Source organism: Enterococcus sp. AMC1086 (assembly GCF_058216575.1).
The window spans coordinates 3,296,243-3,311,757 of sequence record NZ_CM177100.1; the positions used below are offsets into that span (position 1 = coordinate 3,296,243).

General features: G+C 37.2%; 12 protein-coding genes and 3 tRNA genes. 5 read left to right on the forward strand and 10 right to left on the reverse strand.

Translation table 11 applies throughout. The annotated features are described in order from the left end of the window. Nucleotides 1-205 precede the first annotated feature (205 nt). From AC4BC4_RS15440 to AC4BC4_RS15455, 4 genes are all read left to right on the forward strand, one after another. Nucleotides 206-2,101, forward strand: a complete 1,896-nt coding sequence (locus AC4BC4_RS15440; RefSeq protein WP_438757839.1) for an FAD-dependent oxidoreductase — start codon at nt 206-208, stop codon at nt 2,099-2,101. Nucleotides 2,102-2,208: 107 nt separating this feature from the next. Further along, nucleotides 2,209-2,631: a NusG domain II-containing protein gene (locus AC4BC4_RS15445; protein WP_438757838.1), complete on the forward strand. Its 423-nt coding sequence runs from the start codon at nt 2,209-2,211 to the stop codon at nt 2,629-2,631. A gap of 16 nt (nt 2,632-2,647) precedes the next feature. Beyond that, a complete protein-coding gene (locus AC4BC4_RS15450; RefSeq protein ID WP_034683622.1) occupies nt 2,648-3,208 on the forward strand; it encodes a Gx transporter family protein in 561 nt (186 codons plus the stop codon). 39 nt (nt 3,209-3,247) lie between these two features. Further along, nucleotides 3,248-4,234, forward strand: coding sequence for a polyprenyl synthetase family protein (locus AC4BC4_RS15455; protein ID WP_490476298.1), 987 nt, complete (start codon nt 3,248-3,250; stop codon nt 4,232-4,234). Nucleotides 4,235-4,339: 105 nt separating this feature from the next. Here AC4BC4_RS15455 and AC4BC4_RS15460 read toward each other — a convergent pair whose 3' ends face one another. The 7 genes from AC4BC4_RS15460 to AC4BC4_RS15490 form a co-directional block, all read right to left on the reverse strand. Continuing rightward, complete coding sequence (locus AC4BC4_RS15460) at nt 4,340-5,644, reverse strand: ISL3 family transposase (protein WP_438755906.1); 1,305 nt, start codon at nt 5,642-5,644, stop codon at nt 4,340-4,342. A gap of 143 nt (nt 5,645-5,787) precedes the next feature. Further along, complete coding sequence (locus AC4BC4_RS15465; RefSeq protein ID WP_490476299.1) at nt 5,788-6,339, reverse strand: hypothetical protein; 552 nt, start codon at nt 6,337-6,339, stop codon at nt 5,788-5,790. A 110-nt stretch (nt 6,340-6,449) separates the two neighbouring features. Continuing rightward, nucleotides 6,450-7,802 carry a glutathione-disulfide reductase gene (gor, locus tag AC4BC4_RS15470; RefSeq protein ID WP_490476300.1) on the reverse strand — a complete coding sequence of 451 codons (1,353 nt, stop codon included), beginning with the start codon at nt 7,800-7,802 and terminating at the stop codon, nt 6,450-6,452. Nucleotides 7,803-7,867: 65 nt separating this feature from the next. Beyond that, nucleotides 7,868-9,109: a peptidase U32 family protein gene (locus AC4BC4_RS15475; protein ID WP_490476301.1), complete on the reverse strand. Its 1,242-nt coding sequence runs from the start codon at nt 9,107-9,109 to the stop codon at nt 7,868-7,870. Between the two features lie 13 nt (nt 9,110-9,122). Further along, nucleotides 9,123-10,043, reverse strand: coding sequence for a peptidase U32 family protein (locus tag AC4BC4_RS15480; RefSeq protein ID WP_490476302.1), 921 nt, complete (start codon nt 10,041-10,043; stop codon nt 9,123-9,125). 310 nt (nt 10,044-10,353) lie between these two features. Further along, on the reverse strand, nt 10,354-12,843 hold the full coding sequence (locus AC4BC4_RS15485) for an ATP-dependent Clp protease ATP-binding subunit (protein ID WP_490476303.1): 2,490 nt from the start codon (nt 12,841-12,843) through the stop codon (nt 10,354-10,356). Nucleotides 12,844-12,847: 4 nt separating this feature from the next. Further along, on the reverse strand, nt 12,848-13,315 hold the full coding sequence (locus AC4BC4_RS15490; RefSeq protein ID WP_438757831.1) for a CtsR family transcriptional regulator: 468 nt from the start codon (nt 13,313-13,315) through the stop codon (nt 12,848-12,850). A 403-nt stretch (nt 13,316-13,718) separates the two neighbouring features. Here AC4BC4_RS15490 and AC4BC4_RS15495 point away from each other — a divergent pair, with 403 nt between their 5' ends. Further along, nucleotides 13,719-15,023, forward strand: coding sequence for an ISL3 family transposase (locus AC4BC4_RS15495; RefSeq protein ID WP_490476304.1), 1,305 nt, complete (start codon nt 13,719-13,721; stop codon nt 15,021-15,023). A 149-nt stretch (nt 15,024-15,172) separates the two neighbouring features. Here AC4BC4_RS15495 and AC4BC4_RS15500 read toward each other — a convergent pair. The 3 genes from AC4BC4_RS15500 to AC4BC4_RS15510 form a co-directional block, all read right to left on the reverse strand. Next, a tRNA-Pro gene (locus tag AC4BC4_RS15500) sits at nt 15,173-15,246 on the reverse strand. Nucleotides 15,247-15,331: 85 nt separating this feature from the next. Then, nucleotides 15,332-15,405 (reverse strand) — tRNA-Arg (locus AC4BC4_RS15505). 11 nt (nt 15,406-15,416) lie between these two features. Next, nucleotides 15,417-15,502, reverse strand: a tRNA-Leu gene (locus AC4BC4_RS15510). Nucleotides 15,503-15,515: the final 13 nt, after the last annotated feature.

Below are 15,515 nucleotides of genomic sequence, written 5' to 3' on the forward strand. Positions count from 1 at the left end.
CATTCTATCGAAAATTAAAATTATGTCAATTAAAGTTATAATAAAAAAGAAAAATTTACCCATTTTTCACGTTTTTTTAATAAAAAAAATTTATTTCCTATATTTAAGAAATGTTATTAGACAAAACCTGAATATCGCTATATAATAGATACGATTGTGTAATTATTATCAATTTTTATTTTATTTTTTAAGGAGCGGATTATCAATGACAAAGCAAAAAATTGTCGTTGTGGGAGCTGGTTATGCTGGAGTTTCAGCTACTAAATTTTTAGCCAAAAAATTGAAAAAAGATTCTGACGTTGAGATTACTTTAATTGATCGTCATTCTTACCACACCATGATGACTGAGTTGCACGAGGTAGCTGGAGGACGCGTTGAACCTTCTGCGATCCAATATGACTTGCAACGTTTATTTTCACGTAAAAAGAATGTCACTCTTGTAACAGATACCGTAACTGGTATCGACAAAGACAAAAAAGTTGTTCAAACAATGTTAGGTTCTTATGAATTTGACCAATTGATCATCGGTATGGGCGGCGAACCAAATGATTTTGGTACTCCTGGAGTTAAAGAGCACGGATTTACTTTATGGTCGTTTGAAAACTCTCTGAAAATTCGTGAACATATCTTGGAAACAGTTGAAAAAGCAGCTATCGAACCAGATCCAGAAGTTCGCAAAGCAATGCTGACATTTGTTGTCTGCGGTTCAGGATTTACTGGTATCGAAATGATCGGTGAACTAATCGACTGGAAAGATCGTCTTGCCAAAGACTTCAAACTTGATCCTAATGAATTTACATTAATGGTCGTTGAAGCAATGCCGACAATCTTAAACATGCTTTCTCGTAATGATGCAGCCAAAGCTGAACGTTATTTAGAGAAGAAAAATGTTAAATTGTTGCTGAATGCGCCAATCGTTGAAGTAGCTGCAGATCACATCAAACTAAAAGATGGTTCTACAGTTCCAACACATACATTAATTTGGACTGCTGGTGTTAAAGCCACTTCTGATGCTGCTGACTTCGGTTTGGAATCAGCTCGTGGTAATCGTCTAATTGCAAATGAATTTATGCAAGCTAAAGGATATGAAGACAAAAATATTTATATCGTTGGTGACTTGGTTTATTACGAAGAATTTCCTGAAACACCAACGCCGCAAATCGTTCAAGCAGCTGAACAAACAGGTCACACAGCCGCTGCTAATATCGTAGCTGACATCAAAGGTAGTGAAAAACACAAGTTTAAAGGGAATTATCAAGGTTTCATGGTTTCTGTCGGCTCTAAATGGGGTGTGGCAAACTTATTTGATAAAATTCACCTTAGTGGTTTCTTAGCTATCATTATGAAGCATATCGTGAATTTGAAATATTTCTTTGATATCCGTTCTGGTTATTATATGTTCCAATATATCATGCACGAGTTTTTCCATATTAAAGACGACCGCAATGTAACACGCGGACATTCTTCTCGTTACGGTAATGTTCTATGGAGCGTTCCTCTACGTGTATTCTACGGTATGGTTTGGCTAGTCGAATCAATGAAAAAAATTGTCGGAACTGGCGATTACTTAAAACCAAGCACTTGGTTTGGTGAAGGTTCATGGTTTACTGATAAAGTTGCCTTCCCGTTCCCTTGGCTGCAAGAACAAGTTACTACAGGAGCTTCTGCGGCAGGAGAAGCTACAACAGAAACCGCTAAAGCTACATTTGGTTTAAGCTATGCCTATGGTGAAGAGCCAATGCAAGTTTTTGAACATATGCCTAAATGGTTTGAAAGTGTAATGAAATTCATGATGCCAAATCAAGAAGTTGCTTTATTCATGCAAAAATTCATGACCATTGTTGAAATCTTGATTGCGTTAGCATTGATTGCTGGATTATTCACTTGGTTGAGTAGTGCTGCAACAATCGGTTTAACAATTGCTTTCTGTCTTTCAGGTATGTTCTACTGGGTAAATATTTGGTTTATCTTCGTAGCGTTTGCTTTGATGAACGGTTCTGGTCGTTCACTTGGTTTAGACCGCTGGGTTATCCCTTGGGTACAACGTACGTTAGGTAAATGGTGGTATGGAACACCTAAATCTAGATATGGCAGTAAATAAGTAGCTTTATAGAAAGATCTAAGAGAGTTCTAGGTTTACTCCTAGAACTTTCTTTTCTCATTATGATAAACTATATTTAACTAAAAACTACAAAGGAGAGGAAAGAGTTGGATTTTAAAGAATTTATTCAAAAAAGTTACATACGCCCATGGGATATTGCTATTATTTTGCTTTTAACCATCAGTTCTTTCTTGCCCCTTGTTGTTTTTGGCATACAAAACACGGCGCAAGACGACGCTGTGAAACAAGCAGTATTAAAAGTAAATGGTGAAGTCATCAAAGTCTTTGATTTAAAAGAAGATGGACCAACTTATACATATAAATATGAAGCGGCTGATGGTGATTATAACTTAATTGAAGTCAGCGGAGACAAAATCCGTATGGTTGAAACCAACTGCGGAGATCAAATTTGCGTACAACGAGGATGGATATCTAAAGCAGGAGAAACACCAATTGCTTGTTTACCGCACAATTTATTTATCACAGTTGAAGCTGCTGACGGGAGTGAGGATGGCAGTTTGATTTACTAAACATTGCCAATATATTATGAGTAAATTACAAAAAAACATCTACATTTCAATGTTAGTTGCCCAAGGTGTGATCATTGGTTTGATTGAAAATATGATTCCTTATCCTTTTGCTTTCGCTCCAGGTGCCAAATTAGGACTGGCTAACTTGATTACGATCATTGCCATTTTTACAATGCGAAAAAGAGATAGCTTCTTTTTAGTCTGCATGCGTTTGATTTTAACGACCTTACTCGGTGGAACGATTTCTACCTTCTTTTACAGTGCTAGCGGTGCTTTACTTAGTTATCTTGGTATGCTCATCATTATGCAGTTAGGACCAAAGCGTGTCAGCATTATCGGCATTAGTGCAGCTGGCGGATTTTTACACAATGTTGGACAGTTATTGACTACTTGTTTCTTCGCTCAATCGTGGGCTCCGATGCTTTACCTACCTTTTCTTTCATTTATCGGTCTATTATCCGGTATCGCAATAGGGATTGCAGCAAACTACTTGCTACGTCACGTTCAAACTTTACGACAATTTCAGTTAAATTATGAATCAACAACTAAACATAAATGGAGTCAATATTTCCAGTAATAGTATCGTCTGATCGAGTATAATCAAAGGAGTCATTTTATGAACATTCATCCAATGTGGAAAAAATATCCTGAACTAGCAAAAGATTTAAATAGTACATTAAAGCTGATGGAAAATAGTGTTACTTTAAAAAATAAAGAAGTCGAAAACGCAGTCCTGTCAATGATCCATTCTGGCGGTAAATTATTGAGACCAGCCTACCAACTGTTATTTTCACAATTCGGTGAAAAAAGAGACACTAAAAAAGCTGTTGCTTTAGCTGCAGCTATTGAATTACTGCATACTGCAACCTTGATACATGATGATATCGTAGATGATGCAGATATTAGACGCAGCTTGCCTACGATTCGTTCTCAGTTCGGTAATAGTACCGCCGTTTATGCTGGTGATTATTTATTTGTCAGCTGTTTCAAACTACTAGCTGACTATTCATCTTCTTTAAAAAGTATTCAATTAAATTCTAGAAGTATGGAAAAAATATTGAGCGGTGAGTTAGGGCAGATGGACAACCGTTATAATCTTAATACGACGATCGATCAATATCTTGAAAATATCTCTGGTAAAACAGCTGAGCTTTTTTCACTAAGTTGCTTTGTCGGTGCTTATGAAAGTGGAACTTCTGAACGCTTTGCTAAAAATTGCGGAAAAATTGGTGAAAACATTGGCCTTGCTTTTCAAATCATCGATGATGTTTTAGATTATACACAAAGTCCTGAACAAATTGGGAAACCTGTACTTGAAGATGTCCGCCAAGGAGTTTATTCATTGCCATTATTATACGCTCTAGAAGAAGGACGTGAAACCTTACTTCCTTATCTAGAAAAAAGAGAAGCATTGACTGAGACTGAGACAAATAAAATCTATGAACTCGTCCATTCATTTGACGGTGTTGCTAAAGCACAAAAACTTGCGGAAAAATATACTCAAAAAGCATTAAAGGGTATCAACAAGTTACCCGAAACATCTAATGATGCTAAAAATGAACTTTTAGCAATCACACAAGCAATTCTTGCACGAACAAGTTAAAAATAGGTTAGGCCATAATTATTTATCGGCTCTTTGTCAACTAATGTTGGTGAAGAAAATCCAAAGAATTAAATCAATTATTGTAAGGCCTAGAGGAAAATACCTCTAGGTTTTTCTATTTGGCTGAAAAAGAACGTTACCAAAGCATAAAGCAATTCTCAATTTAAAGTTATAAAAGTTACGAAACCCATACGCATTTCTCTTTAACACTTTGATATGGTTGTTCAAGCATTCCAATGGGCCATTGGAATAGGATAATTCTAGAGCATGCTTAATTTCATTTTGAACTTTCTTAAAGGTAGAAAAAACTGTTTGGTAATAGACGGGAAGTCCAGAACAATCTTGTTCTAATAGCGAGTGGAATCTTGTGTAGTCTCGTGTTTGTACCGCATAAAGAACGTTCTGATAACAGGTGTAACCAGATTTTAACTCCTCATCATATGCAAGGAGTCGATCAACGAGTTCTGTTTCTGTTAAATAGGTGCGGAAAGAAGGACGCCATTGGCGTTTTTCAAAATCGAGCTTCGATTGGTTCTTTTGAAGAAGTTTCCAGTACTTCTTCAAGTGTCGATATTTTTTTGCCTCTACAGTTCCTTTCTGGAGAAACAGATTCATTCGTTGAATGCGGTGTTTTAAAAAGGTTCGTCCAATGTGTTGGACAATGTGAAAGCGATCGAGAATAATCTGAGCCATAGGAAACAATTTTTTGACGAGAGAAAAATAAGGAGCGTACATATCACAAACGATATATTTTACACGTTCACGAACAGACAAAGAGAATCGTGAAAAATAACGTTGTAAAAAGGACAATTGACGGTTTTCAATGACATCAATTAACTGCTTTGTTTGACCATCCATCATGATAAAACTCATAGAAGCAGCGACCTGTTTAACCGATTTAAATTCATCAAAACAAAGGACTTCAGGCAAGGTCAGGCGATTGATTTTTTTCGGTTCATAAAATTGTTTCAAGACGCGATAGACAGAAGAAACAGAGACCTTCTTTTGACGCGCAATCTCACTCATAGACGTGACCTTTCTTAATCGATCGGCAATGGATAGCTTCACTTTCTTAGAAATCGAACACCCTTTTTGGATCAGACTTGTTTCAGCGACGAACGTTCTTTCACAGGAATAACAGAAGAAACGGCGTTTCTTCAAGCGTAAATACGTTTGATACTCAGACACATCGTTCATTAAAATAAGACAAGTCGTATAGCCCCAACGAATAATCTTTCCTTTTTCTTTCTCTCCACAATGAAGACAGGAGTGGGCTAAATAGTCTAATGTACCAGAAAATACCTGACAAATTCGTCCCTTAATGCGTTCTTTTTCTAAAGAATTTTCAGTAAAAGTAATGTTTAAGTCTAGAATATCTAAGGTATTTTTGATAAGATTGGTGTAAGACATCTTGATTTCCTCCTTTTAATTGGTTTTAGTCGACTTAATTCTAAAGGATATCGGGATGTCTTTTCTATTATTTTGCATTAAAAAAAGATGCCGGTGATTTCTCACCAACATCAGAAAGTATAGAGCCTATTTATCGGCCTGACCTATTTTTGTTTCCACCATCTGATCGTAGTATCTACACTAGATAACGTAGAATAATCAATTACTTTCTTTTTACCGCTCTTGAAAATAACTTTTACCTGATCATACGTCCCACCTTTCCAATACCTCTTTGTGCCTAACCGCTTGCAGGATGATAATTCATCCTTTTTTATAACAACATCTGGTAAAAAAACCATAAATTGCTCACTATAACGCGCTTGAAAATGCCACCTGGCCTCTTTTTCTGAGCATTCTCTCTTCAGTAATCCGTGCAATTCTTCCTGTTCTTCCTTTGAACTCTCACCAAGATACTTATTGATTTGATAATATGTTTTTAAAAGTGGTAATCCGATTGCTACTCCCGAAATTATAGTTGGCATTGAAAAAATAAAAATAAGAAATAGTAAGATATCTTCTTTTTTAGCATGAGGTATTTTTAACCCATTAACAGCAGATATAACAACTAAACTGACTGCCATTAAAAATACCAGTGCTGTACTAAGGAAAATAGTTTTCTTAACTATTTTTTTAACATAGCTATTTATAAAGTTCATACCGAAACATTACTCCTAATATAATTAATCTGTATAATTAAATCGCACTGAATTGTCGAGATTTAAAGGATGAGAGAAACTAAAAATCAGTTTCTTCTCATCCCATTTTTTTACCTCATCGTCACAAATTCTTCCGAACCTGTCGGGTGAATCGCAACCGTATTATCAAAATCTTTTTTCGTAGCGCCCATTTTAATCGCAACTGCAAATCCTTGCAGCATTTCATCTACGCCTAGACCTATCCCGTGCAATCCAACGATTTTTTCCTCTTCACCAACACAAACTAACTTCATATCACATTTTTGGCGATATTCGCCTAATGCAAAATACATTGGAGTGAAAGTTGATTGATAAATCTTGATATTTTCATCACCATACTTTTCTTTTGCTTGTTTTTCGGTTAAACCAACTGTAGCAACAGGAGGATGCGTAAAGACTACTGTAGGAATTGTTTCATAATCCAAGTACTCATTTTCCTTACCATTGAATAGTCGTTCAGATAACCTTCTTCCAGCTGCGATAGCAACAGGAGTCAAATCGATTTTACCAATCACATCGCCAACAGCATATATACCAGACTGTGTTGTATTTTGGAATTTATCCACTTTTACATAACCTTTATCTGTCAACTCAACCTGTGTATTTTCTAGTCCTAAACGATCCGTATTTGGTTGACGTCCAGTTCCGAAAACAATACTGTCCGCCGTAATTTTAGTGCCGTTCTCAAAAGTGATCATCAATTCCCCAGAGTCAAACTTTTCAATTGAATGCGGTGTTGAATGAGGGTAAATATGCATACCGTCCTCCATATAATGCTCTACTACTTTTTCAGAAAGCATTTCATCAAATTCTCGTAACGGACGCTCTTTTCTAAATGCCCAATGCGTTTCAGCACCTAATCCGTGGATCGTTCCAGCAAGTTCAGCTGCTATGTAACCAGCACCAACAAACACTACTCTTTTTGGTAGTTCTTCTAAAGCAAAAAAGCCATTAGAATCTATCGCATATTCTTCACCTGGAATCCCCAATTTTTTAGGACGCCCACCAGTAGCAATCAAAATATGAGGTGCTGTATAAGTTTCACCACCTGCTTCGATTGTATGATCATCAATAAATGTTGCATATTCAGATAAAACTTCTACCTTGTTACTATCTAATCCACGATGATAAGCTGTATGCAAATTATCAATATAGGCTTCACGATTTTGAACGAGTTTTTTAAAGCTGAATTCTTTTACATCTACGTCAAATCCATATCCTTGTGTATCTCGCCTCATCATTTCCATCATTGAACTTGCTTGCCACATCACTTTTTTTGGTACACAGCCAACATTGACACATGTTCCGCCAATATCTCCAGCTTCGATTAACAAAACCTTAGCACCATGCATCCCTGCACGATTAGCAGAACCAATTCCACCACTGCCGCCACCAATCACGATATAATCATATTGCTTTGACATTATCCACTTTTCCTTTCTGCAATGAAAGGGATAGGCTGTTATAGCCGATCCCTCAATCCTATTATTTATTTTTTCTTACGAATCATATCACCAACTGCAACTGGCTGTACAACCGGCATCGTTAAAATCATCATTGGATTCGGTGCACGATCGATTGACTCATCTTCTTCATTATACATAACTTCTACTGTTTGATGGAAGTGATTGAACCCAGGACCGTAAAATTCGATTTCATCGCCTACACTGAAATGATTTCTCTGACGAATCGTCGCAACTTTTGTTTCGGGATCATATGCCATGACTTCTCCAATAAATTTATATTGAGGAATCTTGCGGCGTTCGCCGAATAATTGTTCTTCATCTGTCGGTACATGATAATAAAATCCGGTTGAAAGCTCTCTTTGCGCCACTTTCCAAAGTTCATCGATCCATTCTTGTTGGCATTCATAATTTTCAGGATCTTCCATATACGTATCGACAGCTTTTTTATATACATTCGCCACAGTTGAAACGTAGTGAATTGATTTCATCCGTCCTTCGATTTTAAAACTATCGACACCGTTTTGAATCAGTTCAGGAATGTGTTGGATCATCGCCATGTCAACAGCACTCATTGAAAATTCTTCTTCGACTTCACCTTTATTAGTCAAACTTGTCCGTTCACCACCAAAGGGCATATCATAAAGTTCATATTTCCAGCGACAAGATTGAGAACATCCGCCACGATTTGCATCCCGCATCGACATATGGTTAGACAGCGTACATCTACCCGAATAAGAAATACACATTGCTCCGTGGATAAATGCTTCAATCTCTACATCTGTATTTTTTCGGATTTCTGCCACTTCATCCATCGATACTTCACGTGCTAACACAACACGTTCTAGCCCCTCATTTTTCCAGAATTCTAATGTTTCATAATTCGTAGCTGATGCTTGCGTTGACAAATGAATCGGTAATCCTGGTGCTTCCGCTGCGCAAATTTCAATCAAAGCTGGATCAGACACGATTACTGCAGAAATACCAACATCTCGTATTTCTCTAAAAAAGTCCCCTGCTCCTTCTTGATTCCCTTCATGCGTGACCATATTTGCCGCCACATAAACTTTTGCACCATGTTCATTAGCAAAAGCTACACCTTCGATCATATCTTCCTTTGTGAAATTACCTGCACGACTGCGCAAACCATAAGCGTTTCCGCCAATGTATACTGCATCCGCTCCGTAGTGAATCGCTGTTTTTAGTTTTTCTAGCGTCCCTGCTGGTGCTAAGACCTCAGGACGCTTCAATGTTCGTTCGTTTGTCATGTATTTTTTCTCCTTATTTTATCTCGTCTGGATCTAAATCAAAGAATCCGATATCTAAGCCACGGTTTTTTGGATGAAGTTCTTCTATCTTCTCAATTGCTTTCTGTGCTTGTTCCTCCGACCAAAGACCTGCTTCAATTTTTTCTTTTGCCTCGACAAATAACGTAGCAATTTCCACGAAAGATTCTCCTGGTGTGTAGATTCCATCAAGTTTCCACTTTGTGTAATTATGTTCATGAAGCTTGTCAAGTTCACCAATTAAATTTACATCATTGTCCGCAAAAATATGTGTGCCATGGCTATCTTCATAAATTGAATAATGTGTCTCTTCTTTTTTAGGTTCCGATATAAACAAACCGCGTTCTTTGCCTGCTGATTCAGCATTTTTAGTGAAATTGTAATAATTTTGCAGCAATGGACGTTTAGATTGATGGATACATGTGGCACCATACACAAGAACTTCCGCAGGAACCATCAAGTTTTCATTCATCGCTTTCATCTCTTCAAAAGGTACTTCACGTGCCAATACTGCACCGATTGCTCCGCGTTTTGCCCAAAAGTTTATTTGACGAGAGCTGGTAACTAAGGTCTCACCATCGTATATATATGGGATATCGATTCCGTCACGCTGCATTACAAAAACAATTCCAGGATCACCGACCGTTACTTGGTCTACCTTGATTTCTTGCAAAAATGCTAAATATTCTGGAACCTTCTTCATTTTTTCTGGATGCATGATCCCATTTAACGCAACAGTCACTTTTTTACCGAAATCGTGTGCTTTTTCGGTAATGATCTGCTGTTCTTCACGAGAAAACGATGTCGGTAAGCGCAATCCGAACATTTCTTCTCCAATGTATAGCGTGTCTACTCCTACTGATAACAGCGCCTTTGCCTGTTCAATCGACTCAGCAGTTGCAATAAGTTCAATCATTTTGTATCCTCCCCTAAAAACTGCGTAAGCTATTCCCTATTTGTTACTAGGACTAGCCAATAAAGCTAGATAGTTTTAAAGCTGTATGAGCTCGTTCAGTCCTTAAAAAACTAAATTTAAAACAATATTTTTTATTTCCTACAGCTTTCTAACAACTGTTCCATAGTAGCACAAGTTCACAATCTTTCCAATAACCTCTCTATATTTTAACGCTTATTTTTCACAAAATAAATACCGTCCATTTACTTTCATTAAAGAAAAAAACTGTGCAAAACAGATTCGTTTTGCACAGCGAATGAACATTTAGTCATTAAATTGTTTGTAATACTTGTTCCTGTTTAGGTGATTTAACATTCAACGTTATTTTACCTTTACTTGCACCAATGGTTACTTTATCTCCAAGATGGATTTGACCCGATAGTAATGCTTCACTTAAACGATCTTCTACCTCTTTTTGTAATGCTCTACGGATCGGCCTTGCACCATATTCTGGATCAAAGCCAACTTTTCCAATCACTTCAATAGCAGCTGCGGTGATCTTCACATTAACGTCTTGCTCTTTCAAACGCTTAATGATCGATTTACTCATGATTTTCACGATTTCATGGATTTCTTCTTGGTCCAAGGAACGGAAGACAACTGTTTCATCCACTCGGTTCAAGAATTCTGGACGGAAGGCTTTTTTCAATTCTTCCATAATCCGTTTTTGCATCGCATCATAGTCTTTTGTCAGGTCTTTTACATTAAAACCAACATTTTTTTCTTCACGAATCGCAGTTGCACCAATATTTGACGTCATGATTAAAATTGTATTTCTGAAATCAACTTTGCGGCCTTTAGAATCAGTTAAATGACCATCATCCAGTACTTGTAATAGAATATTGAATACATCTGGATGGGCTTTTTCTACTTCATCCAATAAAATGACAGAATAAGGTTTTTGACGAATCTTTTCAGTTAATTGACCCCCTTCTTCATATCCAACATACCCTGGAGGAGAACCAATTAAGCGACTCGTGCTATATTTTTCCATGAATTCAGACATATCCACTCGAACAAGGGAATCTTCACTACCGAACATTGTCTCAGCTAAAGCTTTTGCAAGCTCGGTTTTACCTACTCCCGTAGGGCCTAAGAACATAAATGAACCAATTGGTCTATCAGGATCTTTCAACCCACTGCGCGCTCTGCGAATGGCACGCGACACAGCTTGAACGGCTTCATCTTGACCAACTACTCGATGATGTAGAATACTTTCTAATTCAAGCAAACGTTCACTTTCCTTTTTCTCTAATTGCTGTAGCGGTACACCTGTCCATTGTGACACAACATTTGCAACGTCTTCTTCAGTTACACGATTCGCATAACCAGAAGCTTCTTTTTCTTCCAGCAGTAGAATATTTTCTAATTTACGCGCCAATTTCTTTTCTTTTTGACGTAGTCTTGCTGCACTTTCAAAAGACTGTGATTGAATCGCTTCTTCTTTCTCTTGAACTAAACGAGCGATTTCTATACGCAAATTATTGATTTCAGAAGGTTCATCCGCTAAATCTAGACGAACTTTAGCTGAAGACTCATCCATCAGATCAATTGCTTTATCTGGCAGCTGACGAGAATTAATGTAACGTACAGATAATTGAACTGCTGCATGTAATGCATCATCCGTAATTTCTACACCATGATGCTCTTCATAACGTGAACGCAGCCCTTTTAAAATTTCTTCTGCTTCTTCAGGAGTTGGTTCATCCACTTGTACACGAGCAAAACGACGTTCCAATGCTGAATCTTTTTCGATATATTTTTGGTATTCATCCAATGTTGTTGCACCGATTGTTTGCAATTCTCCTCTTGCAAGTGCTGGTTTTAAAATATTTGATGCGTCGATCGCACCTTCAGCACCACCTGCACCAATTAAAGTATGCAATTCATCGATAAACAAAATCACTTCGCCATCTTGATAAATTTCATCGATGACTTTTTTTAGTCGATCTTCAAATTCACCGCGATACTTGGTACCCGCAACTAAAGCACCCATATCTAACATCATCAAGCGTTTTTCCAGCATATCTTCAGGAACTTCACCGTTCACTATTTTTTGCGCCAATCCTTCAGCGATTGCAGTCTTACCGACCCCAGGTTCACCAACTAAAACAGGATTATTCTTAGTACGACGACTTAAAATTTGAATCAAACGTCTAACTTCTTGCGAACGTCCAACTACAGGATCTAGATTGTTTTCACGAGCCAACTTCGTTAGATCACGCGCCAATGAATCCAATGTTGGTGTTCCTTTAGGCGCTGCTTTTTGTGCTTGATTATTCCGACGACGCCCCACATTACCACTCATTTGTGGATCAGTAATGCCTATTTTTTTCATCACTAACTGACGCATTTTAGACAAGCTTAAACCTAAATTTAATAAAATACGTGAAGCTAATATATCTTCATCTCTTAACAATCCTAGTAGAATATGTTCTGTTCCGATATTTGGTGCTCCTAAACGCTTGGCTTCATCACCTGCATAAGCAAAAATTTGTTTTGCACGAGGAGAATAAGGCAAATATGCACCTTTGGGGTATCCCTTAACAGTTCCGTAGCCAGTTAGGTGTTCTATTTCTTCACGAATATCATTCTTATCTGCGTTTAATTGACGCAATGACTTCCCGGCAATTCCATTTGGCTCTAAGACTAATGCTAACAATAAATGTTCTGAGCCAACAGATTGATGCCTAAAATATTTTGCTTCTTCTTGTGCAATAGCTAATACTGCCTTGGCACTTTCAGTAAATAATTCATCCATACTATCATTCCTCCTCGTAACTCAAACGTTCTAAAAATGAATGCATCAATTGAGCACGTAAATAATCTTCATTTGATCCTGTCTTACCTAAAACCTGTTTACCAAGAACAGACAGTATCAGATTTCCTTCTCTTTTAGTTATAACTTCTTCTTCATACAACTTTTGTACGAAAATCAACGCATCTTTTTCTGAAAGTTCACTACCCGTAAATTGAGCCATTTGCTTTAATAATTGATCACTATCAGAAATTTGGACTTTAGCAATCCTAATGTAACCACCACCGCCACGTTTACTTTCCACAGAATATCCTCGTTGAATTGTAAAACGCGTGTTGATAACATAATTAATCTGGGAGGGAACACAATTGAATAAGTGAGCCATTTCAGCTCTACGAATCTCAATTTTACTGCTTTCTTCAAGAATCTTTTTTAAATATGCTTCTATTAAATCCGAAGTATTTTGATTACTCATCACACTCATCCTTTTCCCTTGACTAATACTGACCTTAATTATACATAATTTTAAGTGTTTAATAAAGGAGAATGCCTAATTTGATAAGAAAAGATTATTTACAGCTTTTAATAAATTTAAAGTATAAGGCTAGGAAGTAAGCTAAACGCTTCTGTCCCAACCTCATACTTTTCTAGAACTTTCCCAGAGATACAATGATTATCGTAAAGCTATTCCATTGGTAACCTCAAAAATCAATTCTTTCTATTTTATCCGCTCAGTTCTTTTCAATCAATTTTGGCTCTATACTTTTTGATGTTGGTGAACAATCACCGGCATCTTTTTTAATGCAAAATAATAGAAAAGACACCTTGATATCCTTTAGAATTAAGTCGTCTAAAACCAATCAAAAGGGGAAATCAAGATGTCCTATACAAATCTTATCAAAGAAACCTTAGATATTCTAGACTTAAACATTACTTTTAATGAAAATTCTTTAAAAAAAGAACGCATTAAAGGACGGATCTGCCAGGAATTTTCTGGTACGTTGGACTATTTAGCGCACTCCTGTCCTCATTGTGGCGCCCATGAAGACGGATCGATTATTCGTTGGAGCTTTACAACCTGTCTGATTTTACTGAATGATGTTTCTGAATACCAAACATACTTACGCTTGAAGAAACGTCGTTTCTTCTGCCATTCTTGTGATAGAACTTTTGTCGCTGAAACAAGTCTTATCGAAAAGTGTTGCTCGATCTCTAAGAAAGTTAAGCTTTCGATTGCCGAGCGTCTACGAAACACTTCGTCTATGACCGAAATTGCCCGTCAAAAGAAGGTCTCTGTTTCCTCTGTTTATCGCGTATTGAAACAGTTTTACGAACCCCAAAAAATCAATCGACTCATCTTGCCAGAAGTTCTTTGTTTTGATGAATTTAAATCAGTGAAACAAGTCGCTGCCTCTATGAGTTTCATTATGATGGATGGACAAACAACGCAATTACTCGATGTCGTTGAAAACCGCCAGTTGCCTTTTTTAGAACGCTATTTCTCACGATTTTCTTTATCTGTTCGTGAAGGTGTAAAATACATTGTTTGCGATATGTATGCGCCTTATTTTTCTTTAATTAAGAAACTATTTCCCAAGTCTCAGATTGTTCTTGATCGCTTTCATATTGTGCAACACATTGGGCGAACGTTCTTAAAACACCGCATTCAACGAATGAATACCTTTCTCCATCAAGGATTTGTAGAAGCAAAAAAATACCGTCACTTGAAGAAATACTGGAAACTACTTCAAAAGAATCAATCGAAGCTCCATTTTGAAAAACGCCAATGGCGTCCTTCCTTCCGTGCTTATTTAACAGAAACCGAACTCGTGGATCGATTACTTGCCTATGATGAAGAATTAAAAGCTGGCTATACCTGTTATCAGGATTTTCTCTATGCCATACAAACAAGAGATTACACACGGTTTCACGTGTTATTAGAACAAGATTATTCTAGGCTTCCAGCTTATTATCAAACAACAATTACTACCTTTAAAAAAGTTCAAACGGGCATTAAAAATGCGTTGGATTTGCCTTATTCCAACGGACCGTTAGAATGCTTGAATAACCATATCAAAGTATTAAAGAGAAATGCCTACGGCTTCCGTAACTTCTATAATTTTAAATTGAGAATTACTTTATGCTTTGGGTCTGTTCTTTTTCAACCAAATAGAAAAACCTAGAGGCATTTCCCTCTAGGCTTCATCATTGATTTAATTCTTTGGATTTTCTTCACCAACATTAGTTGACAAAGAGCCTCAATCTTTTAAAATATTATAAAACAACAAAACACCACTCAAAAAATGAGTGGTGTTCATACAAATTAAAATAATCGGGAAGACAGGATTCGAACCTGCGACCCCTTGGTCCCAAACCAAGTGCTCTACCAAGCTGAGCTACTTCCCGTAGCTATAATAATAAAAAAAGACTAAACGTTCAAAAGGAACTAAATTCTCTGAACCTTCTAATCCGCAGTCAAATACTTTAACTATGCACCCAAAGGGAGTCGAACCCCTAACCTCTTGATTCGTAGTCAAGCACTCTATCCAGTTGAGCTATGGGTGCTACATTTCTAATGCCGAGGACCGGAATCGAACCGGTACGGTGATCACTCACCGCAGGATTTTAAGTCCTGTGCGTCTGCCAGTTCCGCCACCCCGGCGAAAGAACAAGCT

Coding starts and splice junctions, on each gene's coding strand:
- AC4BC4_RS15460 (WP_438755906.1), bottom strand. CDS start 5,644: ATGTCTTACACCAATCTTATCAAAAATACCTTAGATATTCTAGACTTA.
- AC4BC4_RS15490 (WP_438757831.1), bottom strand. CDS start 13,315: ATGAGTAATCAAAATACTTCGGATTTAATAGAAGCATATTTAAAAAAG.
- AC4BC4_RS15485 (WP_490476303.1), bottom strand. CDS start 12,843: ATGGATGAATTATTTACTGAAAGTGCCAAGGCAGTATTAGCTATTGCA.
- AC4BC4_RS15450 (WP_034683622.1), top strand. CDS start 2,648: ATGAGTAAATTACAAAAAAACATCTACATTTCAATGTTAGTTGCCCAA.
- AC4BC4_RS15455 (WP_490476298.1), top strand. CDS start 3,248: ATGAACATTCATCCAATGTGGAAAAAATATCCTGAACTAGCAAAAGAT.
- AC4BC4_RS15480 (WP_490476302.1), bottom strand. CDS start 10,043: ATGATTGAACTTATTGCAACTGCTGAGTCGATTGAACAGGCAAAGGCG.
- AC4BC4_RS15440 (WP_438757839.1), top strand. CDS start 206: ATGACAAAGCAAAAAATTGTCGTTGTGGGAGCTGGTTATGCTGGAGTT.
- AC4BC4_RS15475 (WP_490476301.1), bottom strand. CDS start 9,109: ATGACAAACGAACGAACATTGAAGCGTCCTGAGGTCTTAGCACCAGCA.
- AC4BC4_RS15465 (WP_490476299.1), bottom strand. CDS start 6,339: ATGAACTTTATAAATAGCTATGTTAAAAAAATAGTTAAGAAAACTATT.
- gor (WP_490476300.1), bottom strand. CDS start 7,802: ATGTCAAAGCAATATGATTATATCGTGATTGGTGGCGGCAGTGGTGGA.
- AC4BC4_RS15495 (WP_490476304.1), top strand. CDS start 13,719: ATGTCCTATACAAATCTTATCAAAGAAACCTTAGATATTCTAGACTTA.